The organism is Bradyrhizobium lablabi (assembly GCF_018131005.1).
Taxonomy (GTDB): Bacteria; Pseudomonadota; Alphaproteobacteria; order Rhizobiales; family Xanthobacteraceae; genus Bradyrhizobium; species Bradyrhizobium lablabi_D.
This window is the reverse complement of the sequence record NZ_JAFCJK010000002.1, coordinates 247603-270497: the sequence shown is the minus strand read 5'-3', so window position 1 is coordinate 270497 and position 22895 is coordinate 247603. Positions and strand designations below refer to the sequence as shown.

Here is a 22895-nt window from a genome sequence, read left to right as displayed (position 1 = left end):
CCGGTGGCGTTCACTGATACAGGGCGCAAGCGCCTCCCTGCCATCGCACACACCTGCGGACGGCTCGGCGGGTTTGGCGAACGGTGGTTCTCGCCACGCAGACACCATTGACCCGAGTCCTGCCGGGGCCGCAGCCAACGGCGATTTGCGTGACCAGATCGTCCGGCTGAATGAGCGGCGCAGGCAACGTCATCCCTTGCGCCGACGTAGCGACCAATAGGGCGAACCCAGCACCAGCAATCAACTTGATCATTTCTGCCTCCCTCTTTCGGCGATACGCAAGTGACGGAGGCGGCTCATCAAGCCGCCTCTTGCGCATCTCTAACGCTTGCCACTACTGACAGAGATACATGTTTCCATCGTCGAGTTTTGTCATGGTGCCAGGCAGGCATTTAAGAGAGTTGCGGCGCGAGTAATCGTCCCATCCGGCATAGCCGTAATAAGGACTACCTCCGTAGTAAGCCCTCATCGCGTAGTGAGGTTGTCCAAAGCGAGGATCCGTTTGAGCTGCGTAAGCGCCGCTCCAAGTATTGCCTCCCCATCCCGTGTAGGGCGAGGCGGCAACCGCAGCAGCCGTGCCGACCGCAGCAGCCGTACCGATCGCCGCGGCGCCCGCAACGCCTGCGCCGACACCGTACGCAGCCCGCCGGTTTTGTCGGCGGGCAACACCTGCAACGCTCACTGGCGTCAAGGGACGACCAACTCGCGCCTGCGCATTATCAACTGACAACGAGACACCGCGTTGCTCAGACCAGCCGAAGGAGAGTAGCGCGGCACCAGCAAATGTTGAAATTGCAATTGCAATTTTGGTCCGACGTATCTGTGTCATGGGCTTTCTCCACTAACTGTCTGCCTTTTAGGGATGCATGCCAGTTCACAGGAAAGCCACCATAGTCTTTCGCGCTACTTTCGGATTTGATCTTGCGCAATATGACGGAGGGCTTCTGCAAGAACGAAGCGCGCCTCCGATATGGCCGCTTTCAGTCGCGAATATACACCGGCTGTTTCCGTCGAGCGCAAACTTCTTTCCGCTTGGACTCTCTCTGGTCCGATCAGCGACACGAAGACGGCGCAGTTCTGGACGGCGCGATTTACCAGGACAGCGCGCGTGACCTATCGCCGTACGTTGGGACCGTCCGTTCTCGACGCCGGCTCAACAGGCGACGGGAATAGCAGCATCAATGAATGGAAAGAGGCGCTAACTGAGGTAGCGTCAATGCTGAAATACCACTCGTGATAGCCATCACGATAAGCGCCGAACCGGGGGATTAGGACAATGCGCTTTGACGCGCCCTCGGGGCGAGCCTCGCGGCAGCATCCACGATCTCCCCCTCAGAGTGGATGTTCAACTTCCTAAGGAGGCGGAGGCGCTGAGTCGCAATCCGCGCCTCGGTCCCGCCGATCTGGATGGCGATCTCATAGTCCGATCGCCCCAGTGCCATGCGCCTGAGGAGCTTTTTCTCTCGGGCCGTCAGTTCGGACGCCGCCAGCATCACTGTACGAAGACGGCGACCGCCGCTAAGGCGACCGGGCACAGACCCAGAGCCACGATGCAAACCTGAAAGAGCATGTCACTGCCCATGACACAACTCCACGTAGGGGGCGTTAAGGCTACGCCCGCCACACTCAACAAAGCCAGTGCAGTTTGTGCCAGTTAGAGCCTACCCGAATTGCCATTGAGCCCGCGAGAAAAGTGGCTGAGCAAGTGATTTCTGCCTCGCGTCCCAAACCCGACAGCCGCGCGTGAGCGGGTAACGCCCTAACGGTTTCTCCGCTTCGACGGCGCGAACGCAGGCTCAGTATGTTGGTCTCGGCTGCGCATCCGCCCGCTGGATGTCACCGTACAAAAAGCCCCGGACGATTCCGGGGCTCAGTTTGGTGGACTTCAGAAAAATCAATAACGGGAGACCGGCGCGTCTTAGCCGCCGGAGCGGTAGTTAAACCGCACGGTGACCATATCCACGTCTTGGCTGATCCGGTCATTGAGTACGACCGCAAGGCGCGGATCGACCACGGAGGAGGAGTTGTTCGCAGCCATCAGACGCGGTGGACCACATCGACTTGAACAGAAATCTTCTTCGCATCAGGAACGCATCCTTAGAAGAAATCTGTCGCCAGCAAGCTTTTGCGGGGAAATTTTCCCTAGCCGCATTTTCGACTTTTTCGACAGCATCGGGTATGGCCGGACATGGTCCGACTGACCAAGCAGGTCCCGTTTCGGGCCGCCAGGAACAGGCCCTGCCCCGGGGCAAAGAACCGAACATCTCCAGTGCGACCAGTTCTTGATCGGGCCGGGTCTGTGCCACAGCCCGCAATACCAAATATCCTCAGCTGTTACCCTTCTGTCACGGATTTCGGGCGCTGCTTGTGCCCTAGTATTGAATGCCCATCGTAATTGATGCCTCGCGGTTCGCGGGCCGCTTTGTGGGTAGCTGCCACTGGTTGCAATACCGCCCAGAGGTTCGCAAAATGGGATCCAACGAGCCAGGAATCCGCGTCATTGGCTATGCGGTAACGGCCGCGGCTCTCCTGCTTTGCCCTGATGTTTCGCATGCCGACCAGGGCGGCGGCTCATTCTGGTTTCCGGGTCAGTTTGCGAGTCTCGTCGCCGTGCAGCAGACACCAGGCTGGGCGCTTGCTGTGAACTACTACCATTCCGGCGTCGCCGCCGCCGGGAGCGCTGCTGCAGCCAGAGAGATCCTGATCGGCAGAATCCCCGCGACCGTCAACGTTGATTTGAATCTGATTCTGAGCGGGCGGGCCGATCTGGTCGCCCTCGCGCCAACGTATACTTTCGCGACGCCGGTGCTTGGCGGTCAGTTGGTCGTAGGCATGTCCGGCCAGTATGGCAGAGCCGCCGCCAGTATCTCCGGTACATTGACAGCAATAGCCGGACCGATTGTGGTGACGCGCAGCGGAACGCTCGAAGGCTCGCTTACCTCCTACGGCGACCTCGCACCATTCGCGGAACTGCTATGGAACGATGGCGTCAACAATTACATGGCTTACGTCACAGGCAATATTCCCGTCGGCGACTATGATCCGATTCGGCTTCCCAATATCGGGCTCGGCCACGGCGCGATCGACGTTGGAGGCGCCTATACCTACCTTAATCAGGCGACAGGGAACGAGTTTTCGGGCGTCGCCGGCTTTACCTACAATTTCCAGAATCTCGACACGCATTACAGGAGTGGCATCGATTTCCATTTCGACTGGGGCGCATCGCATTTCCTCACCAAGCAGCTTTTCGTCGGCATTGCTGGCTACGCCTACCAGCAAATCACCGACGATTCCGGCCAGAACCCAATCCTCGGTGGCTTCAGGTCACGCGTTTTCGGTGTCGGTCCGCAAATCGGATACAGCTTCCCGGTCGGAGACATGCAGGGCTTCCTGGGCCTGAGGGGATACGGCGAATTCGGTGCGGCCCACCGTCCGTCGGGATGGAATACGTGGTTGACGTTCACCATTTCCCCGACCGCCGCTGCCGCGATAGCGCCCACGAAGCATCTGGTTGTAAAATAGGTTTTGTGCGAACTGGACGGCGGCGGCGAAGCGGCCGGCGCCGACTGGAATTCGCCCAAAATGAGGTTGGTCATGGAGGCTGGCGCATGCCGCTTCGGAGTGCCCAGCCGGGTTGCCGGGGATGCTTATGTTCGATCTCCTCGATCGCTTCAGGCGTTGGGCGATTTTCGGCATCGCTGCGACCGTCCTGGCGGCGGCAAGAGTGGAAGCCCAGGACGCCGAGCCAAGGCAGTACTCGAACACGCCCATCGGCCTTAACTTTCTGATCGCGGGTTACATCTACGCGCAAGGCCAGACGGCATTTGACCCGGAATTGCGGATTGCCGACGCACAATTCCACTCCAATACAGGCGCCCTAGTTTACGTGCGCTCGTTCGATTTCCTGGGTCAATCCGCCAAGTTCGATGTGCTCATGCCCTATGGCGAATTTTCCGCACGCAGCCTTGTGCAGGGCCAGCAACGGGAGCGCGAAATGACTGGATTTGGCGATCCGCGATTTCGCGTTTCTTTGAATCTGCTTGGTGCTCCTGCCCTGTCGTTGAAGGAATTCGCAAGCTACAAGCAAGACCTCATCGTCGGCGTCAGCCTTCAGGTGTCGGCCCCATTGGGGCAGTATGACGACACCAAGCTGCTCAATCTCGGCAACAATCGCTGGTCGTTCAGCCCCGAGCTCGGCATTTCCAAGGCCTGGGGCCGATGGATTTTCGAGGTCGCGCCAAGCGTGACGTTTTTCACGGTCAATCCCGACTTCTTCAATGGCAAGAGGTTTGAACAGGCGCCGCTGTACCTGCTCCGGACAAGTCTCATTCACAATTTTGAGTCCGGCGCATGGATTTCACTGGATGGCACCTACTTCAGAGGCCTCCGCACCACCGTAGACGGCAACAAGGGCGATAACCAACAAGAGAACATGCGTGCAGGCTTTACTGTCGCGCTACCGATCGATCGTCAGAATTCGATCAAGCTCAACGCCGGTACGGGCATCTACACCCGAACGGGCAGCCAGTTCAGCAACGTCGGGATAGCGTGGCAGTATCGATGGGGGGCAGGCTATTGAGCGCGCATGGCGGATGATTGATACATTGATCTCGCACGCCGCAATGCGTGGTTTCAAGGTACTCGGTCATTGTGCTGTCAAAGACCAGTTTCGTGGGAGCCGACACCTCCGGCGATCAGGCCCAACCCAACCAGCTCGCGACGACGAACCGTAGCGTGACAAACTCGCGCTGCGTGCCGGCAAGACCGCTCCGGCCCGCGCAGGTGCAGCTTGGCGGCCTCGACGACATACGACCCAACTCGCGGGTGTGTCGTGACAGCGGCGGTAGCCATGCATCAAACCGTTAGCTCATGGACCGCGCTATTGATCCTTGGTGCAGTATCTGGTCGACGCGGGGCTGACGGATTGCCGCGTCTGATCGCAAATCGGTGGGGCTTGACCTAAGTCAACACTGTCGCACTGCGGAAGCCGACTGTCTGGACAGCAGGAGCCACGGCAAGCCGTCGATGGCAACGGCAAAAAGAGGAGGCGCTTGTGCGGCAGTCCAGGTCTTTGGCAAAGCTAACATTCACCGGCCTCGCGTTCAGTGCGGTGCTGGGAGTCGCAGGCGTTACGGTCAGCAGTGAGCCGGCCGGTGCGGTCGTGTACTGCACGTATGTCGGCTATCCGACAGGTTGCGTTGCAAGGGCCGGCGTCGTGCTCCGGCCCCGTCCGGTGGCACGCGCTGCGGTCCGTCACAACGCCGGAGGCAATTTGAATGGCGGCGTCAATCGCGTTGGGGTTCGTCGCTAGAGCCATCCTGCGAAGGATGGGCATAGCGCTCCTTCAACACATCAAACGCGGTTGGATGGTTTGGTCCTGAAGGACGCCGGGAGATCACCCGGCAATTCGTGGCGGGCGTCGCGCATTCGACCCAGGCAATGTGGGGGGCGTGGAGCGACAAATGCCTCTTGCGGCATATTTCCGCAACGTCGGCGTGGCATTGCTTGCGCTGCTGTGGATTGCGGACTTCTATCTGCCAACGCCTCCGCTCGCCCAGAGAGCGGCAGCATATCCACCTGTCATACGCATCCACTCGGATCGAAAACGGCCCGAGCCCGTGATCTTCGACACGACGAACATAGTCGCCGCCTCCGCAGCAGTTTCGGCGTGGGACAAGGACCCGCCACCACCGCCCACGGATCGAGAGATGTCAACAGATCGCGCCGGTACGTCCGCAGCGCGCGACGCGCTCGCGCTCATGTCATCGCGGGACTCCCGCTACATGGCATCGGTTGAACAGAAGAGGCGACAAATGACTGCGAAATATGTCGCGCGAGTCGCGAGAAAGTATCCGCGACCGCGGATCGTCCTCGCAGCACGCCAGGGACACTACGCATGGCTCGGCTTCAGATACTGGTGATCCGGATCGCACGGGCGATACGCTCGCCAAACCAACTGATAGGAGGTTGAGCGGTCGTGAGGCATCGTTACGACTACCCCTTCTCTTCATTTTTCTTGGTGGCGTCTGCATTGTCTTCCTCGCGAGCGAAATCGGATGGCGACTTGGTAAACGGCATGAAGGCAAAGGCGTAAGCGGTAACGTCTCCGCGCTCCAACAATCACTTCTCGGACTGCTCGCTCTAATGGTTGGCTTTAGCTTTCTGATGGGGCTCACGCGTTTCGAGGCGCGTCGCGAAGCGGTGCAAGAGGGGTCGGGGCTGACTTTAAGTGCCCCTGGCGCGACCAAAGCGGCGGGCGCGACGCATGAGAGCCATCAGCGGGTTTCCGCTTGGCGACGCCATCTCGCTCTCCGACCGGTGTCCGCTTGATCCATGTCAATATGCTATCATGTGGCGGCTTTAGGTGTGCCGTTGTTGGTTACGGGACCTGGGTTCGTTCAGATCTCAAGACCGTACCGGCGGAGATAACCCTCGTCGTGAACGAAGGCTGACGTGAAGACGGTCGACATCATATATCGGTTCAACCCCCAAGAAACGACGATCCGGCCGTTGCCGTCGGATAGCGGAACAGCTCTGGGCCGGCTGGAGCACGGCAACAAGAGCTTCGCCGCGCTTGTCGACCACGTAAAGGATCAGAGCGGAATACAGCAGGTAATCCCGGTCGACCCACGCGACTTGGGCCTGGTGCCGGGCAGTCCTGAAACGGCGAAGCAACGTCCGTTTGCTGCCATACTCGGCTGTTCAGATGCTCGCGTGCCCATCGAACTGATTTTTAACGAAGGGCCGAACGATCTTTTTGTGATCCGCGTGGCGGGTAACGGTCTAGGCACCGAGGTGCTTGGAAGCCTTAAATATGCAGTGGAAAACCTCGGCGGCAGTTTGAAGCTTATCGTGGTGCTCGGTCATAGCGGATGTGGCGCTCTAACGACAGCAGTCGATGTATTTTTGAACCCGGGCGATTACCTGCCGCTCGCCGCCAAGCATTCGTTGCGCAATATTCTCGACCGTTTGCTTCTGGTGGTGCAAACCTCGGCAAGAAAGCTGCTCGCCACGTTTGGCCCTGACGTCGTCCTCAGCCCAGGATATCGAAAAGCCTTAACCGAGGCTTCGATCGTCACTAACGCAGCGCTGGCAGCTTACTCGATACAACAAGAGTTCGGGAGCAGCGCTCCAGCCGATCTGCAGACCGTTTACGGCGTTTATCTTCTGGAGACTCGCGAGGTATGGGTACCGCGTCCTGGCGGTATGGACGGGATCGGGTTGGCTGCGGCGCCTCACGACCTCGGTGGATTTATTGAGCTTGGTGAGGCAATCGTCCGATCACGCCGCATTGCTTCATATATCAATTCGGAAGATTATCGGAGCACTGCCGGTTCGTCCTGAGAAGCTGAAGAACGACGTACATTCGTGGCCCACAGTTGCGGTCACGACATTCATATGGCGATCCGGGTGGGAACGGCCAGGACACTGGTTGGCCTGAAAGACCAGTGGCGCGGCACGCTGACGTTCATCGCCCAGCTCGAACGCCGACGGCCTCTACATCAAATTCCGCGGCCGCGGTGGTCACGGCGCGTTGCCGCAGGCAACCATCGACCCCGTGATGATGGCCGCGCGCTTTGTCGTCGCCGTGCTGAGCGTGTTCGACCAGCACGCGCGGAAAAAGTAATCACGTCACCGGCACTGCTCGTCAGCACCGACGAGGTGACCCGCTGATGCCGCGGACTGGGCCGGATCACGCGCTCGGTGGCGGAAGGACGGTTCAGATCTTGTTCCCGATGTTGTCCCAACTACGGGTGGCTCTGACCGGCCAGCGAAACCGCCCTGCGGCTTTCAATTGCGCCACATAGGGCTCGTAGTCGCCCAAACCCTTTCGCGTCCCGACGTTGCTGTCCGGTGCCAGGTGCTTGGATACGAGATAATAGTCCTCGATGATCGCGGCCTGCTGCTCCATGTTGAAATCGCCGAGATTGGTCGACGAATCCAGGTTGTATTTGTAGGCCCTGTCGTAGTCGCCGCGATATCTGACGTAGAGATAGGCGCCTCTCAAGATGTTGTGGCTGCCGTGTCCCGACTGCCAAACATGCACCATCTCATGCACGAACACCGCAGCCTTCCCATGCGACGCCAGGCTGTAGTCCCAGCTCCAGATGTGCGGCGACATATTGGGGAAGTAGCCGGGCGTGAACGAATTGTATTCGCCTCCTGTGTGATCGTCGTTCCTGTCGACGGTCTGCTGGTCGTAATCGAGCGTATCGCCGAAAATCGGAAACAGCAGTCGTTTCTCCCCCGTCGTCAAAACACGAGGAATCGGGCCTGAGGTCGGCTCGCTTGGTGGCGGCGGTGGTGGCGGCGCAGGCGCGGGAGCCGGAGGTGTGGGAGCCGGAGTGCCCAGCGCCTCGAGCTTTTTGAACATCGGCCCGCCAGGTTCGAAAAAGCCAAGATGCTGCCCCGGGAAATTCTTCGCCTCGAACGCAACGATCGCCGCGTAAAGTTCGTTGCTCGCGATGCCCGCAACGATCCGCTGCCTCAGGCCCGCGCCCGCGCCACCGTAGGCGGTCGAAATCCGATTCAGCAGGTCGACAACCGTCTTCTGGTCGTCGGCCCAGTTCTGGCACTGGCGTCCGCCAGCCCTGGTATGTCGTCCGACTCGCGCGCGAATGGGCATGATCTCACTCCTGTCGATCCAGCGTAGTAGCCGGAGCGCCGGCGCGAGACTTGGTCGGGGATTTGATTTTCGCTTAAGACCGGCTTGATTATTTCTTGAGAACGCATTGCGACGACGGTGCAGTCCAATGCACCTAACTATCATCGCGAAACGATAGATTGCAGGTTGTGTTCTCGATCACTGATTTGCCCGACGAGGCAAGCCTTCGCCTGAAAAATATACTGCTTCGCGGTTGACCCAAATCAGGTGTTGAATCCGCCCGTCTCACCCGATCGAGGGGCGCTTCGCGATCGTCACGGGTGTTGGGTTGAGATGCGGTGGACGCCGATTTGCGTGACTGACGAGCGCGCGTGAGGCGGACGGCGAAGTCGTGTGGTTTTGACGCCCCAAGGCAGGCGTTAAGTCCGTGGAGCGATCCACGAGGCGGACGGTGTCAACAAAGCCTGGTCACCGGAAAGAGCACGAAGGAAACCGTAAAACCATCGCGCAGGGAAAGCCGGGTTGTTTCCGGTTACACCTGTGGTCCTACCCCCGTGCTTTTTGTTGCACGGGACCCATGGGTGCGATCGGCACCCGGCTTTCCCTGCGCCCTCAGCGAGAAGAGTGGGCGAAACGAGACGCAAAACTCGGACAAATCATGTCGCGAGAAGGCGGATGCATGCGCGAAGCTCACGCCTTCCTTGTATGTCCCCAGGCCGCATCCCAATCCTCGCCACTGGCATCGACCACGCGGCCGTCGGCCTCGAAGAACTTGTTGGGCACCTGGAAGATCGCGAGCATCAAACCGCCTTCGGGACACCAGGCGGCATGGCGGCTGCCGGCCTCGCGCCAGATGAATTCGCCGGCGCTGCAACTCATGCCCCTGGCCGGACCTTCCTTGTCGACCAGCGATCCCTCGAGCACGAAGGTCTGCTCGATATTGGCGTGCTCATGGTCGGGTAGCACAGCGCCCGGCGCAAAGCGCATCAGCGCGGTCATCAGCCCGGTCTTGCGATCGAACAGCAGCGTCTTCGCTTCGCAACCGGGGAAGCGCGTCTTTTGCCATTCCATCTCCTGCGGGCGAACGATATGGGAATGCGTGGCGGCATCCTCCGGCGTCACGGCGTCCATGCGATGATGCTCCGTTCTTGTGAACGGATGGACCATAGCAAATCTGCCGACGTTCGTCCGCTGCTACCGCAGGCCCTCATAGACCAGGAAGCCGCGGGCGATCGCGAGTTTTCGCAGTGCACGCGGCACCAGCTTCTCCGGCGGATGCAGATAGCGCCAGGAGGTCAGCGTGAAATCGCGCACCGTGGCGGTGTTGTCCTCGAAGGGGGCGAGCAGTCCGGTCAGCGTGGTCGGGACATGCACGCGGGCGGTGAAGGGCAGCAGCAGCAATTCGAAATGCACACGCGCGCCGGTCCCGGTTGTCGCGGTGAGGCCGGCGATCGCGGGCAGCGTCTCCTCGGCGACACAGGTGATGAGGTCCTCGATCTCGCGGCGACTTTCGCCAGCGAACAGCTCCGGAAAGCTTCGGTCCTTGGGGTCGCAACCGAGCAGGGCCGAGACGCGGGTGCCGGCAACGCGGAAGGGATAGCCGGCCTCGCCGTCATAAGACAGTACGAAGATGTCGGCCAAGAGCCCGCGCACCGCGGATGGCTCGAACTCGCTGCGATCGGGCGCGCGTGCATCGCCTCGTTTCGCGTTCCAATAGGCGAAAAACTCGCGACTGGACTCGTGTTTCATGCGAACCTTGCCCGGCGCTGGCCTCGGTGGGACATCTCTGTCTCGTTTTCGTGCAAGCGCGATCCCTTCTCTGTTGTGCAGGGAAGACTGTGCAGCGTCCATGCCGTAGCCGCGTTTTGGACGGCCTGCCGGGAAATTTGCGCCGTTAACGTAAATTTAACTATGCGCTTGGCGCGTGCGATGGAGCCCCTTAAGATCAGCTCATTCCCGTTTGCGTCGGTTGTCTCCAAGGGCCGGCGGCTTACGTACACGAATGGCGTCGAACAGTTTGGTCACCGCGCGGGGAGGGGTGGGGAAGCACTCTCGGTCCCTCTGGGGCGTGGCAAGGTCAACCGGATGAGGGAGGGCGTTCTCAGCGCCCTCCCTTTTCTTCTTTTCAACCTCATATCCCGGACGCCGTGCGGCGCAAAACGCCGCGCAGCAAAGCGCTGCGATTTCCGGACTGTGCACTTGCACAAGGCAGCGAAAGCCGCCTATCTGAGGTCAACCGCCGTATATGAGGTCGCTGTCCCCTTGGACTCCCATCCCGAATCCCCGGTTGCGCCGCCGGCCGAGGTGCCGCGCGAGCCGATCCTGACGTTGCCGTCGGCTCTGACCGCCTACGTCCTGCTGATCGCGGTGATCCATCTGCGGGTGCTGCTGCCAGCGCAGATGGAGAATTGGACGATCGACGTCTTCGGTTTCATCCCGAAACGCTACGATTCGACGCTGCTCAACGTGACCTTCCCGGGCGGGGCCGGTGCCAAGGTCTGGACCTTCGTCACCTATTCGCTGCTGCACGCCAATTTGACTCATATCGGCTTTAACGTGCTGTGGTTGTTGCCGTTCGGCAGCGCGCTGGCGCGGCGCTTCGGGGCGGTGCGCTTCTTCGTGTTCATGGCGGTGACGGCGGCGGCCGGCGCGCTTGCGCATCTCGTGACCCATGAGCATGCGATCGCGCCGATGATCGGCGCCTCGGCGTCGGTGTCCGGCGCCATGGCGGCGGCGATCCGCTTTGCCTTCGTTCGGGGCAGCTTCCTGTCGTTCAGCCGGGGCGATGCCGAGGCTGCGGCCAGGGTGCCGGCGCTGTCACTGTCGCGCGCGCTGCGCGACGGGCGCGTGCTCGGATTTCTGGCGGTGTGGTTCGGCGTCAACATCGTGTTCGGTCTCGGCTCGATCACGATCGGCGGCGATGGCGCGAGTGTCGCCTGGCAGGCACATATCGGCGGCTTCCTCGCCGGCCTCGTGCTGTTTTCGCTATTCGATCCGGTGCCGCGCACGCGAGGCGATGCTGCAAATGCGTCGTCGTTGGACCAGTCAGGCCGCGTCTGATCGCCGCTTGCGGCGCGCGGCGAATTCATCCATCATCCTTGTGACTCAGAAAAAGCAGGCCTTGCAAATTCAGCCGTGCTGCTGATCGCGCCCCGGAACCGAGAGCGGCGCGGAACCGTTGATTGAAGACTCAACAAACAGGCTCGATCCCCGGCTAAAGGGGGCGCGAACGGATTCAGGGAGGCAACGATGACGGTACGTTCCATTCTCGATGCCAAGGGTCATGAGATCCTGAGCGTCGAGCCCGACGCCAAGCTGTCGGCCGCGATCAAGTTGCTCGGTGAGCGCAAGATCGGCGCGGTGCTGGTGATGAGCCAGGGCCGGATGGAAGGCATCTTGTCGGAGCGTGATATCGTGCGCGTGCTCGGCGAACGTGGCGCCGGCGTGCTAGACGAACCGGTCAGCGCTGTCATGACCAGGAAGGTCGTGAGCTGTCGCCAGTCAGACACCGTCAGCGCGCTTATGGAGGTGATGACGACCGGCAAGTTCCGCCATCTGCCCGTGGTCGAGGACGGCCAGGTGGTCGGCCTGATCTCGATCGGCGACATCGTCAAGCGCCGCGTCCAGGACTACGAGCACGAGCAGGAGGCGCTGCGCGATTACATCAAGACGGCGTGAAAATGCTATTTCCCGGCGGTGCCGGCGTCGGTCGATTGCGGGACCAGGATGCCGATCGCTTCCTGGATCGGCTCAAGCGCCCGCTCGGCGGCGCGTATGCCGTGAGCGATCAGGTCGTCGGCGCGGTGGAAGTCGAACCAGCCGATCTGCCCGACGCGCGGCGAGATCAACAAATCGGGAGGGTCGCCGGCCAGCCGCGCCCGGGTGATGCGGTCCTGCATGATGTTGAAAGCATCGGCCATGACGCTCGAAATTCCCGGCCGGCCGGCGCTACCGAAGAATTCGCGCTTCACCGTGCGCTCGGCGGAAAAGAAGCGGGCAAAACGGCGCTTCGGCGGCTCCGCGTCGAGCGCGGGCTCGGGTACCACCGCAACCGTCACGTCGGGCCCGGCGGCCTGTCCGTGATTGTAGATCGTGGTCGAGTGCGAGAACACGTCGCTTGAGAGATTGGCGGCAATCACGACCTCGGCGCCGAGGGCGCGCGCCGCCGACACCGGCACCGGATTGACCAGCGCGCCGTCGACCAGCCAGCGGTCGCCGATCAATACCGGCGCGAAGATGCCGGGCAGTGCGTAGGAAGCGCGCATCGCGTCGACCACGCGGCCGTGGGTCAGCCAGATTTCGTGGCCGGTCCGCACTTCGGTAGCAACGGTCGCGAACTTGACCGCGAGATCCTCGATCAGGGACGGGCCCATCGCCGTCTCGATCTCGGCGGCAAGCTTGGTGCCGCCGATCAGGCCGGAGCCGTTGAGGCGGATGTCGAGATAACTGAGGATGTTGCGCGGCTGCAGGCTGCGTGCCCATTGCTCCAGCGTATCGAGATGCCCGGTCGCATAGGCGCCGCCGACCACGGCGCCGATCGAGGTGCCGACAACGACATTGGGGACGATGCCATGGGCGAGCAGCGTCTTGACGATGCCGATATGGGCAAAGCCCCGCGCGGCGCCGCCGCCGAGGGCAAGCCCGATCACGGGGCGGCGTACCGTCCCCAATCCGACCTTGTCAGGACCATCGGAACCTTTGCCGCGCCCCATCCAACTATCCAACACGCAACATCTCCTGCTGTCGCAAGACTAGGCCGCGCAGCGCGGCTCCGCCAGAAGCGTCCTCATGCATGGTTTATGCCCGGGAAAACCGGCGTAGGGATGGATTGTGACCTGACCGCGACTCTGAATTAACATTACGTTGATCCAACAGGTTCCAACGGGACGGCGAGCCCCGTTAGGTCGCGCAGGCTTGAATTTGCCGCGTTTTCGGTGAAAAGCAGGACAATGACTGCGCGGGGCAATGGCATGAGCGGATATGGGTGGAGCGGGCGGCTCCTCCAGTGGCTTATGCTTGCGGTCCTCGCGGTTGTGTTGGGTTCCAAGCCCGCCTCCGCGCAGTTGTTCGGCGACCGACCGCCGCCGGTTCCGCCGGCCCTGGTGCCGGACGTGCCGGCCGGCCCGGCGTTTAACCTTGCACCGTCATCCGGGCCGGGTTCCGGACCGGCGCCGCTGACCCAGCCGACCATCGTGCAGCCGTCGATTGCGACTGTTCCGCCAGTGGCGCCGCCGCCGGGCGCGTCCAACTCCGGCCAGGGCGTGTTGTCGCTGACCGCGCGCTACGGCAAGGATCTGCCGGTTATCAACAGCGGGCTGGTGTGGCGGGTGTTTGCCGACAAGCCCGACGACAACGGCACCTTCAGGCTCGTCCGCGAGGACCGCGGCGCGACGCCGAACATCACGCTGCCTCCGGGCAATTACGTCGTCCATGTCGCTTTCGGACTCGTGAGCGCGGTTCGCGCGGTCAGCCTGAAATCAGAGACCGACCGCGAGTCGTTTGTGCTGCCGGCGGGTGGCCTACGGATCGAAGGTCGAGTCGGGAGCAGCAAGATCCCGGCCAACCAGATTTCCTTCGCGATCTACAAGGGCAGCCAGTTCGACGGCTCGGATCGCGGCGCGCTGATCCCGAACGTCGCAGCCGGCGACGTCGCGCTGCTGCCGGAAGGGACCTACTACATCATCTCCAACTATGGCGACGCAAACTCGGTGGTGCGCTCGGACATCCGCGTTCAGGCCGGCAAGCTGACCGACGTCACGGTCACCCATCGCGCCGCCGTCATCACGCTGAAACTCGTCAGCGACAAGGGAGGCGAGGCACTCGCCAACACCGCATGGTCGGTGATCACGCCGGGCGGCGACGTGATCAAGGAATCGATCGGCGCCTTCCCGCGTGTCGTGCTGTCAGAAGGCGAGTATCGTGCGATCGCCAAGAACGAGGGCAAGGTGTTTGAGCGGCCCTTCAACGTCGTCAACGGCGTCGATGGCGAGGTCGAGGTCGTCGCGCGCTGAGATGGTTCATTGAACTGTCATAGTCTCTAACCTGCGCTAACCATCACACAACTTAAAACTGTCATGCCCGGCCTTAACGGCTTACCGGTTGGACAGCTTTTACATCGCATTAAGTGCGGCTGGCTTTGATGCCGCGGGGACAGCGTTTGCGTGAGTGGGGCGCGCCATGGTCGTGGCCAAAACAAAACCAGGGACAAAACCGAACAAGACATCAGCCAAAGTCGGCGCCGAGATGTTCGCCGATGTGCCGATCCTGAAGCGGAAGTGGCACGCTGCAGTACGCCCGGGTGAAAAGCTGCCCCGCTATGAAGACGTGATGCTCGGCAGTCTTGGCCGGCTCGCCGATCATATCCTGCTGCTGCGCAACGACGACGGGGCGCTGCGCGTGTCTCACACCGGCCGCTACGTCCAGACATGGCTGAACGATGAGCGCTGGAATATCCCGCTGAGCGCACTGCCGCCTGACTGCGCGACCGCGCTTGGCGAAGCCGCAGCGAGCTCCTGCGAAAACAGTCGTCCCTATCTCGCATCGGCGCACTGCGTGCGGGAGGGCCTGGTGCGGACCTACGACGTGCTTGCGCTGCCAACCGTATCGCGCTGGGGCGGCTTGCTCGTCGGCCTCTATGTCAACGAACGCAATGCGCAGTACAATCTCCTGGATACAATCTTCTCGGCCACCGATGAAGGTATGCTGTCGCTCGCCGCGGTCCGCGATGCGCGCGGCGAGCCTGCCGATTTCCAGATCGTCCATCTCAATCAAGGTGCTGCAAAGCTTTTGACGCAGCCCGCTACCGATTTGCTGTGGCGCCGGCTCAGCACCGGGGGCAACCCGTTATCCGCGCCGGAAGTCGTCGGCCAACTGCGCGGATTCATCAGACGCGGTACCGGCGGGCAGTTCGAGATAGGGACCGACGAGCGCTGCCTTCGGCTTGGTGTCACGGCGTTCGGCGACATGCTGTCGCTGACGGTTTCCGACGTTACCGAGCTGAAGCGCCGGGAGGTCTCGTTCCGCCTGCTGTTCGAGAATAACCCGATGCCGATGTGGGTGTTCGACGCCGACACGATGCAGTTCCTGAGCGTCAACGATGCCGCCGTTCAGCATTACGGCTACGCCCGCGAAAAGTTCCTTGGCATGAAGCTGCGTGAGATCTGGCCACAGGATGAATGGGCCACGCACAGCGAGGCGCTGCGTGAGCTCGGCGACGTCTATCAGTCCAGTCGCGACTGGCGGCACATCAAGGCGGACGGCAGCGAAATTCATGTCCTGACGTTCGGGCGCAGGGTGCCGTTCGACGGCCGCGAGGGCTATCTGGTGGCGGTCGTCGACATCACCGAGCGTCGTGCGGCCGAGGCGCGGATCGCCCACATGGCGCATCATGACGGGCTCACCAATCTGCCGAATCGGGATTTCTTTCAGGAGCGCCTGCGCGAGGCGCTGGAGCGCAGCCTGAACGGCAACAGGCGCGTCGCGATAATGTGCGTCGATCTCGACCTGTTTAAGAATGTGAACGACTCCTTCGGCCACCCGATGGGCGACCGGCTGCTCAAGCTCGTGGCTGAACGGCTGAGATCAGTGGTCCGCGGCGATAACGTCGCGGCCCGCCTGGGTGGCGACGAGTTCGCGATTGTGCTCGCCGGCGACGTTTCCCCGAACGAGGCGAGTGCGTTTGCTGAACGGCTCATCGAAGTGCTGAGCGCAAATTACACCATCGATGGCCTCGAAGTCGTCGTCGGCGCAAGCATCGGAATTGCACTGTCGCCGGGCGACGGCACGACCTCGGAAGAATTGATGCGCAACGCCGACATGGCGCTCTACCGCGCCAAGTCGGAGGGCGGCGGCGTCCACCATTTCTTCGAGCGCGAGATGGACCAGCAGGCGCAGAAGCGCCGCGACATGGAACGCGACCTGCGCATGGCCTTCGCCAATGGCGAATTCGAGCTGCATTACCAGCCGCTGGTCGATATCGCGGCCGAGAGGATCAGCGGGTTCGAATCCCTGTTGCGGTGGCGCCATCCGCAAAAGGGCATGGTCTCGCCGGCGGAGTTCATCCCGGTCGCCGAAGATATCGGCCTGATCGTTTCGCTCGGCGAATGGGTGCTGCGCGAGGCTTGCTCGGAAGCGGCGAAATGGCCTGCCGACATCAAGGTCGCCGTCAACCTGTCGCCGGTGCAGTTCCGCAGCCGCAATCTGGTCCAGGCCGTGATCTCGGCGCTCGCGCATTCGAGTCTGTCGCCGCGGCGGCTTGAGCTCGAAATCACGGAGTCGGTATTCCTGGCGGAGACCGAGACCAATCTTGCGATCCTGCACCAAATGCGCGAGCTCGGCGTCGGCATCTCCATGGACGATTTCGGTACCGGCTACTCCAGCCTGAGCTACCTGCGCAGTTTCCCATTCGACAAGATCAAGATTGACCGTTCCTTCGTCAAGGACCTGGCGCGTCGCTCCGATTGCCTTGCGATCGTGCGCGCGATCTCGGGCCTTGGCCGCAGCCTCAAGATCACCACCACCGCCGAGGGCGTCGAGACTGTCGACCAGCTCGATTCGCTGCGCGCCGAAGGCTGCAACGAGGTGCAGGGTTTCCTGTTCAGCGCGGCAAAACCCGGAAGCGAGATCGAGGCCCTGTTGACTGCCTTCGCGGTCCGAGCATCAAGGGTTGCGTGACTCACTGTGGCGACCACTTGGAGCCTCATGGCCGGCTCCGCGCTCATCAGGTTGAGGAACTATCAGAACCTCGTGACGATGTCGGACAGCGCGGGACGCGGGCGATCTTCGCTCGGCTTGGTCGGCGTGCCGATATGGATGAAGCCGGCGAGTTTTTCGTCCGCCTTCAGTCCCAGGCCATCGAGCACGTCGCGGTCGAAGGCGAACCAGCCGGTCAGCCAGCAGGCGCCGTAGCCGAGCGCGGTCGCGGCGGTGACGATGTTCATCGCGCTCGCGCCGGCCGACAGTTCCTGCTCCCACGGCGGCACTTTCGGATGCGGCTTGGTGAAGCTGACGACGCCAATCACCAGCGGCGCATCGGTGAGGCGCCTCTTCTCGACTTCGATGTCGGACGCCGGCGCGCCGGGATTCTTCCGGGCAAAGACTTTCGCGATCACGTCGCCGGCGCGCCCGCGGGCGTCGCCCTCAAAGATGATGAAGCGCCAAGGCGCGAGCTTGCCGTGATCCGGCACCCGCGCGCCGATGGTCAGAATGGTGTCGAGCTCGGCCTGCGAGGGGCCGGGCGCGGTCATCTCACGCGGCTTCATCGACCGACGGGTCTTCAGAAGTTCAATGGCATCGGGCACGGAAATGTCCTTGCGGTGGTAGCCGTGCCCCACAGATAGGGGCACGGCCGGGTCGACGAAAGCCGGTTTAGACCGATTATGAAGATCAGGCCGCCAATCGGGCCCGCTTGACGTCCGGCGGGGTCGCTTCGTCGAGCAGGGCGGCGATTGCCGCGTCGGTCGGCATTACGGTCTGGCGTTCGCTGCCGAGGCGGCGGACCGAGACCGAATGTGTCTCGGCTTCCTTCTTGCCGACCACGAGGAGCGCCGGGATCTTCGCCAGCGAGTGCTCGCGGACCTTGTAGTTGATCTTCTCGTTGCGCAGGTCGATCTCGACCCGCAAGCCGGCGTGTCGGGCGGCAGCCGCCACCACCTTGGCGTACTCGTCGCCCTCAGAGGTGATGGTCGTGACCACAACCTGCGTCGGCGCAAGCCAGAGCGGGAAGTTGCCGGCGTAATGCTCGATCAGTATGCCGATGAAGCGCTCCATCGAGCCGCAGATCGCGCGATGCACCATGACCGGCACCTTCTTCGATCCGTCATGATCGATGTAGAATGCGCCGAACCGCTCAGGCAGGTTGAAGTCGACCTGGGTCGTGCCGCATTGCCAGTCGCGGCCGATGGCGTCGCGCAGCACATATTCGAACTTCGGCCCGTAGAACGCGCCTTCGCCCGGATTGATCTCGGTCTTGATGCGGTTGCTGCCCTTCGCCTTGATCTCCGATAGCACGGTCGCCATCACGCGTTCGGCGTGATCCCACATCTCGTCGGTGCCGACGCGCTTGTCGGGCCGGGTCGAGAGCTTGACGGTGAGCTCGCCGTCGAAGCCGAAATCGCCGTAGGTCGACAGAATCAGGTCGTTGATCTTCAGGCACTCGTCGGCGAGCTGCCGCTCGGTGCAGAACACATGCGCATCGTCCTGGGTGAAGCCGCGCACGCGCATCAGCCCATGCATCGCGCCCGATGGTTCGTAGCGGTGCACGACGCCAAACTCCGCGAGGCGCAAGGGCAGGTCGCGATAGCTTTTCAGGCCGTGCTTGAAGATCTGCACATGGCCCGGACAGTTCATCGGCTTCAGCACGAACCAGCGCTTGTCCTCGGCCTCGTCGCCGGCCGATTGCGCTGCGAACATGTTCTCGCGGTACCAGTCCCAGTGGCCAGACGTCTCCCACAGCACCTTGTCGAGGATCTGCGGTGCATTGACCTCGTTGTAGTCGCCGGTCAGCCGCCGCCGCATATAGGCGATCAGCTGCTGGAAGATGGTCCAGCCCTTCGGGTGCCAGAACACGACGCCTGGACCTTCTTCCTGGAAGTGGAACAGGTCGAGCTCTCGGCCGAGCTTGCGATGGTCGCGCTTCTCGGCCTCCTCGATCTGCTTGAGGTAGGCGTCGAGTTCCTCCTGCCTCGCAAACGCCGTGCCGTAGATGCGGGTCAGCATCGGGTTGTTGCTGTCGCCGCGCCAATAGGCGCCGGCCACTTTCATCAGCTTGAAGGCGTTGCCGACCTTGCCGGTCGAAGTCATGTGCGGGCCGCGGCAGAGATCGAACCAGTCGCCCTGGAAATAGATCTTGATCGGCTCGGCGCCGGGAATTGCGTCGACCAGCTCGACCTTGAAGGCCTCGCCCTTGTCGCGGAACACCCGTTTGGTCTTTTCACGATCCCAAACTTCCTTGGTGAACGGCTTGTCCCGCGCAATGATCTCGCGCATCCGCTTCTCGATCGCGGCAAAATCTTCCGGGGTGAATGGCTCGTTACGGAAGAAGTCGTAGTAGAAGCCGTTCTCAATGACAGGGCCGATGGTGACCTGGGTGCCCGGCCACAGCGACTGCACGGCTTCCGCCAGCACATGCGCGGCGTCATGCCGGATCAGCTCCAGCGCGCGGGGATCCTCGCGGCTGATCAGCTCGATCTTGGCGTCAGCTTCGATCGGGTCATTGAGATCGGCAAGCGCGCCGTCGAGCGCCATCGCCACCGTGCGCTTGGCGAGCGAGGGCGAGATGCCCCTGGCGATATCGAGGCCGGTCGTGCCTTTGGCAAATTCCCGCTTCGCCCCGTCGGGAAAGGTGAGGGCGATCTTGTGCAAGGGTTCGGCGGGCTTGAGGTTCGAGAGGCTGTACTGGAATCCGGATTCGGATTTGGGCGCTTCGGGCATCGAGGTCTCCTGTGGCTCACTCCTGCGAACGAGCGCAGGTAAGCGGAACCAGCGGTATAGCAGGCGATTCGGGCAGGACAAGCTGGCGATTCCAATAAAATCCGCATCGCGGCCTTGCGCCGTGAATGGTCCATCTGGTTTCGCGCGACGGCCTTCGGCAATGCGACCCATCGATCCTCGTCTAACGTCGAGCATTCATTTCCGCCCAGCCCGGCGCGAGTTCCGCGCGTCGCAGCGACCGCAAGGGGGTGCAAGCGAGGGCGTGTCATGCATTTGGATGCATTTGCATTGATTCGGCTGCCTGCTATCAACGCGCCGTGAAACGCTTCGCTCCCACCGCCTTGATGCTCGGCAATGTCGTCACCGGCTGCTCGGTGCTGGCGCCGGCGGGGATGCTCGCGGAACTGTCGAGCGGGTTGGACGTCACCATCCACGCCGCGGGCCTTTTGATCACCTTCGGCGCGATCGTGTTGTGCGTGGGATCGCCGGTGACGGCTTGGCTGACCAGCCGGATCGAACGGCGAGCACTGCTGACCGCGACGCTGCTGGTGTTCGCGCTCACCAATGCGGCGTCCGCCCTCGCGCCGAATTACGCCGGTCTGCTGATCATTCGTCTCGTGATGCTTGCCGTCGGCGTCATCTATACGCCTCAGGCGGCGGGCACCGCGGCGCTGATCGTGCCGGTCGGGAAGCGCGGCAGCGCGATCGCCTACATCTTCCTGGGCTGGTCGCTCGCCGCTGCGGTGGGCCTGCCGCTGATCACCTTCATCGCGAGCCGCTACGGCTTCCGCGCAGTCTATTGCGCGATCGGGATGATGGCTCTCGTGAGTTCCGCGCTGCTGTGGTGGCGCCTGCCGGGCGGACTGCTCGGCACGGCGGTCGACCTCAAGACCTGGGCAGAGGTCGGCCGCAACCGCATGATCGTCACCCTGCTGTCGATCACCACATTGCAAATGTCCGGCCAGTTCGTGGTGTTTACCTTCATGGGGCCCTTGCTCGCCAAGCTCACGGGCGCCAAACCGGACGCCATCGGATTCGTGTTCGCGCTCTACGGAGTCTGCGGATTCATCGGCGTCGCGGTCGCTACCCGCATCGTGGATTCCTGGGGCGCCTGGAGAACTTCGGTCCTGTTCACGGGGCTGATGCTGGCCGGCGTCGCCGGCTGGGCAGTGAGCGCCGGCGTCTATGCGCTGATGGCGGTATCGGTCGCGCTGTGGGGGCTTGGCTTCGCATCGACCAACTCGATGCAACAGGTGCGCCTGGTCGGCGCGGCGCCTGCGCTTGCGTCGGCGTCGGTCTCGCTCAACACCTCGGTGCTCTATATCGGCCAGGCGGTCGGCTCCGCGATCGGCGGGCTGTTGTTCGCGCGCGAGTGGCTGCATAGCGCAGGCTATGTCGCTGCCGCCCTCATCGCGTTGGCGCTTACGGTGGTGATCGCGACGCGGCCGCGGACAAACCCGATAGCCGCCGCAGCCGAGTGAACGAGCGTGTCATCAATATCAACGTTTGAGAGGGCGCGACCGCGCGCCGCGGCCGGTCAACGGCCCGATTGAGACGGCGCGCTCGCAACGCGCGAAAGTGCCGGTGTGGCCGCCATCCTGGTCAGAACGTCCCGGACCGGAAACTCGGTCCACGCCTGCGTCACGTAGCTGCGATGGGTGATGCCGTCACGGGTCTGCACGAACACCACGCTGCCCGGACGCAGCGGTCCCTCCATGCTCTCGCTGACGGAGATGCCCTTGCCGCGGAGTATCGACATCAACTCACGATCGCGTTGCCTGGTGTAGCGGGTGTAGGAGCTGACGAAGAAGCCAGTGCGGTTTTTCTCGATCCAGGACGCGAACTTGTCTAGTTCGCCGTAGACAGCGTCGAGCAGCAGCACGCCGCGGACGCGGTTGCCGGCGCCGCCGACATCGAGGCTCCAGGCCGTCGGCAGGAAGCCGCCGCTGTAGCCGATGATCACGACCGGCATATTGGCGAAGATCTGCGCGGATTTCGGATCGCCATAGAGACGGGCGAGGTGGGGCGCGGACTCGTCCAGGAAGCGCTTGAGCCCGCCCGCCTGCCAGAACTTGCCGGCGCTGGAGTCGGCCGCATCGACGGCCATTTGTGGCGCGAGCAGCACGGCGTTGACCCCAGAATCAGTGATCTGCTGCGGTACCAACTGACGGTCGCGCACGTCGCGCTCCAGTGTTGCGCCGTTGCCATGGAAGAACACCACGATTACGCCGGGCTTATTGACGTTGAAGCTTTCCGGCATGTGCACCAGCACGCGGCTGTCGTTGTAGGTCTCGTTCTGCCAGTAGACGCGGCCGCTATAGCTGCGGTGGCCGCGGCGTTCGCCACTGCCGACGTTGAGGAAGGGCGTGTCGGTGCGCGGATTGTTGCCGAAATACGGGAAGGCGGATGATTTCATGCTGACCAGCGTGGTCAGTTCGTCGCGCTCGGTCGCGGACGGCAGTGTCAGCGTCGGTGCTATCGAGGCGACGCGGACCGGCGAGGGCGGCGCAGTCCTTGGCGATGCCTGCGCGGCCGGTGCGGCGGCGGGTGTTGCGGCGCTCCGCTGGTAAGGGACGAAGCTTTCCTTCTCGGTCGGGAAGCGATCCCTAAATTGTGGCGCCGGGAAACGATCCTCGAACGTGTCGCCGCTCGTCTCGGTGTTCGCAGCGAGCATGCCTGCCTCCGGCGCCCTGCCGCATTGGGTGAGGGGGAGCGAGAGCAGGATGAGAATGCATGCGCGGGTGATCCCGCGGCGGCGCGGCCATCGCGCATGATCGTGTGCGCGCAGCGAATCTGCTCCGCACACACGACCACGATCGTCGATCTTCGGTTTCGCCCCGACCATCCACCCGTTGCCCTG

The 22895-nt window shown here is 62.4% G+C and carries 18 protein-coding genes; 9 read left to right on the top strand and 9 right to left on the bottom strand.

The window, feature by feature from the left end:
* Window positions 1-334: 334 nt before the first annotated feature.
* Window positions 335-829: a hypothetical protein gene (locus JQ553_RS34320; RefSeq protein WP_249144009.1), complete on the bottom strand. Its 495-nt coding sequence runs from the start codon at window positions 827-829 to the stop codon at window positions 335-337.
* Window positions 830-1268: 439 nt separating this feature from the next.
* Window positions 1269-1493 carry a LuxR C-terminal-related transcriptional regulator gene (locus JQ553_RS35210; protein WP_212499039.1) on the bottom strand — a complete coding sequence of 75 codons (225 nt, stop codon included), beginning with the start codon at window positions 1491-1493 and terminating at the stop codon, window positions 1269-1271.
* 976 nt (window positions 1494-2469) lie between these two features.
* Here JQ553_RS35210 and JQ553_RS06255 point away from each other — a divergent pair.
* From JQ553_RS06255 to JQ553_RS06245, 4 genes are all read left to right on the top strand, one after another.
* On the top strand, window positions 2470-3522 hold the full coding sequence (locus JQ553_RS06255) for a transporter (protein WP_212499038.1): 1053 nt from the start codon (window positions 2470-2472) through the stop codon (window positions 3520-3522).
* 127 nt (window positions 3523-3649) lie between these two features.
* Entirely contained in the window at window positions 3650-4579 is a 930-nt protein-coding gene (locus tag JQ553_RS06250) for a transporter (RefSeq protein ID WP_249144008.1), read from the top strand.
* A gap of 474 nt (window positions 4580-5053) precedes the next feature.
* The gene (locus JQ553_RS34315; RefSeq protein WP_312015091.1) at window positions 5054-5311 is read left to right on the top strand and encodes a hypothetical protein; all 258 of its coding nucleotides are present in this window, start codon (window positions 5054-5056) and stop codon (window positions 5309-5311) included.
* A 1142-nt stretch (window positions 5312-6453) separates the two neighbouring features.
* Entirely contained in the window at window positions 6454-7344 is an 891-nt protein-coding gene (locus tag JQ553_RS06245; protein ID WP_212499036.1) for a carbonic anhydrase, read from the top strand.
* A gap of 376 nt (window positions 7345-7720) precedes the next feature.
* Here the strand turns inward: JQ553_RS06245 and JQ553_RS06240 are convergent, their stop codons facing one another.
* The 3 genes from JQ553_RS06240 to JQ553_RS06230 form a co-directional block, all read right to left on the bottom strand.
* On the bottom strand, window positions 7721-8626 hold the full coding sequence (locus JQ553_RS06240; protein WP_212499035.1) for a hypothetical protein: 906 nt from the start codon (window positions 8624-8626) through the stop codon (window positions 7721-7723).
* Between the two features lie 669 nt (window positions 8627-9295).
* Window positions 9296-9736 carry a cupin domain-containing protein gene (locus tag JQ553_RS06235; protein ID WP_212499034.1) on the bottom strand — a complete coding sequence of 147 codons (441 nt, stop codon included), beginning with the start codon at window positions 9734-9736 and terminating at the stop codon, window positions 9296-9298.
* Between the two features lie 63 nt (window positions 9737-9799).
* The gene (locus tag JQ553_RS06230; protein ID WP_212499033.1) at window positions 9800-10354 is read right to left on the bottom strand and encodes a PAS domain-containing protein; all 555 of its coding nucleotides are present in this window, start codon (window positions 10352-10354) and stop codon (window positions 9800-9802) included.
* Between the two features lie 513 nt (window positions 10355-10867).
* Here JQ553_RS06230 and JQ553_RS06225 point away from each other — a divergent pair.
* Together JQ553_RS06225 and JQ553_RS06220 are read left to right on the top strand one after the other, a co-directional pair.
* Window positions 10868-11665, top strand: coding sequence for a rhomboid family intramembrane serine protease (locus JQ553_RS06225; RefSeq protein ID WP_212499032.1), 798 nt, complete (start codon window positions 10868-10870; stop codon window positions 11663-11665).
* 189 nt (window positions 11666-11854) lie between these two features.
* Window positions 11855-12283 carry a CBS domain-containing protein gene (locus tag JQ553_RS06220; RefSeq protein WP_212499031.1) on the top strand — a complete coding sequence of 143 codons (429 nt, stop codon included), beginning with the start codon at window positions 11855-11857 and terminating at the stop codon, window positions 12281-12283.
* A gap of 5 nt (window positions 12284-12288) precedes the next feature.
* On the opposite strand, the gene JQ553_RS06215 is transcribed toward JQ553_RS06220, so the two are convergent.
* Entirely contained in the window at window positions 12289-13332 is a 1044-nt protein-coding gene (locus JQ553_RS06215) for a patatin-like phospholipase family protein (protein WP_409363036.1), read from the bottom strand.
* A 222-nt stretch (window positions 13333-13554) separates the two neighbouring features.
* On the opposite strand from JQ553_RS06215, the gene JQ553_RS06210 reads away from it, so the two are divergent.
* The gene (locus JQ553_RS06210) at window positions 13555-14616 is read left to right on the top strand and encodes a hypothetical protein (protein WP_212499030.1); all 1062 of its coding nucleotides are present in this window, start codon (window positions 13555-13557) and stop codon (window positions 14614-14616) included.
* Between the two features lie 166 nt (window positions 14617-14782).
* The gene (locus tag JQ553_RS06205) at window positions 14783-17278 is read left to right on the top strand and encodes an EAL domain-containing protein (protein WP_212499029.1); all 2496 of its coding nucleotides are present in this window, start codon (window positions 14783-14785) and stop codon (window positions 17276-17278) included.
* 62 nt (window positions 17279-17340) lie between these two features.
* On the opposite strand, the gene JQ553_RS06200 is transcribed toward JQ553_RS06205, so the two are convergent.
* Window positions 17341-17904 carry a nitroreductase gene (locus tag JQ553_RS06200; RefSeq protein WP_212499028.1) on the bottom strand — a complete coding sequence of 188 codons (564 nt, stop codon included), beginning with the start codon at window positions 17902-17904 and terminating at the stop codon, window positions 17341-17343.
* 85 nt (window positions 17905-17989) lie between these two features.
* Window positions 17990-20035, bottom strand: a complete 2046-nt coding sequence (gene thrS / locus JQ553_RS06195) for a threonine--tRNA ligase (RefSeq protein ID WP_212499027.1) — start codon at window positions 20033-20035, stop codon at window positions 17990-17992.
* A 344-nt stretch (window positions 20036-20379) separates the two neighbouring features.
* Here thrS and JQ553_RS06190 point away from each other — a divergent pair, with 344 nt between their 5' ends.
* Window positions 20380-21516, top strand: a complete 1137-nt coding sequence (locus JQ553_RS06190) for an MFS transporter (protein ID WP_212499669.1) — start codon at window positions 20380-20382, stop codon at window positions 21514-21516.
* Between the two features lie 56 nt (window positions 21517-21572).
* Here the strand turns inward: JQ553_RS06190 and JQ553_RS06185 are convergent, their stop codons facing one another.
* Window positions 21573-22880, bottom strand: coding sequence for an alpha/beta hydrolase (locus JQ553_RS06185; protein WP_409363035.1), 1308 nt, complete (start codon window positions 22878-22880; stop codon window positions 21573-21575).
* Window positions 22881-22895: the final 15 nt, after the last annotated feature.

Bases quoted from the DNA above. Each gene is read 5' to 3' on its own strand.
- JQ553_RS34320 (WP_249144009.1), bottom strand. From the start codon at position 829: ATGACACAGATACGTCGGACCAAAATTGCAATTGCAATTTCAACATTT.
- JQ553_RS35210 (WP_212499039.1), bottom strand. From the start codon at position 1,493: ATGCTGGCGGCGTCCGAACTGACGGCCCGAGAGAAAAAGCTCCTCAGG.
- JQ553_RS06255 (WP_212499038.1), top strand. From the start codon at position 2,470: ATGGGATCCAACGAGCCAGGAATCCGCGTCATTGGCTATGCGGTAACG.
- JQ553_RS06250 (WP_249144008.1), top strand. From the start codon at position 3,650: ATGTTCGATCTCCTCGATCGCTTCAGGCGTTGGGCGATTTTCGGCATC.
- JQ553_RS06240 (WP_212499035.1), bottom strand. From the start codon at position 8,626: ATGCCCATTCGCGCGCGAGTCGGACGACATACCAGGGCTGGCGGACGC.
- JQ553_RS06235 (WP_212499034.1), bottom strand. From the start codon at position 9,736: ATGGACGCCGTGACGCCGGAGGATGCCGCCACGCATTCCCATATCGTT.
- JQ553_RS06230 (WP_212499033.1), bottom strand. From the start codon at position 10,354: ATGAAACACGAGTCCAGTCGCGAGTTTTTCGCCTATTGGAACGCGAAA.
- JQ553_RS06220 (WP_212499031.1), top strand. From the start codon at position 11,855: ATGACGGTACGTTCCATTCTCGATGCCAAGGGTCATGAGATCCTGAGC.
- JQ553_RS06210 (WP_212499030.1), top strand. From the start codon at position 13,555: ATGACTGCGCGGGGCAATGGCATGAGCGGATATGGGTGGAGCGGGCGG.
- JQ553_RS06205 (WP_212499029.1), top strand. From the start codon at position 14,783: ATGGTCGTGGCCAAAACAAAACCAGGGACAAAACCGAACAAGACATCA.
- thrS (WP_212499027.1), bottom strand. From the start codon at position 20,035: ATGCCCGAAGCGCCCAAATCCGAATCCGGATTCCAGTACAGCCTCTCG.
- JQ553_RS06190 (WP_212499669.1), top strand. From the start codon at position 20,380: ATGCTCGGCAATGTCGTCACCGGCTGCTCGGTGCTGGCGCCGGCGGGG.
- JQ553_RS06185 (WP_409363035.1), bottom strand. From the start codon at position 22,880: ATGGTCGGGGCGAAACCGAAGATCGACGATCGTGGTCGTGTGTGCGGA.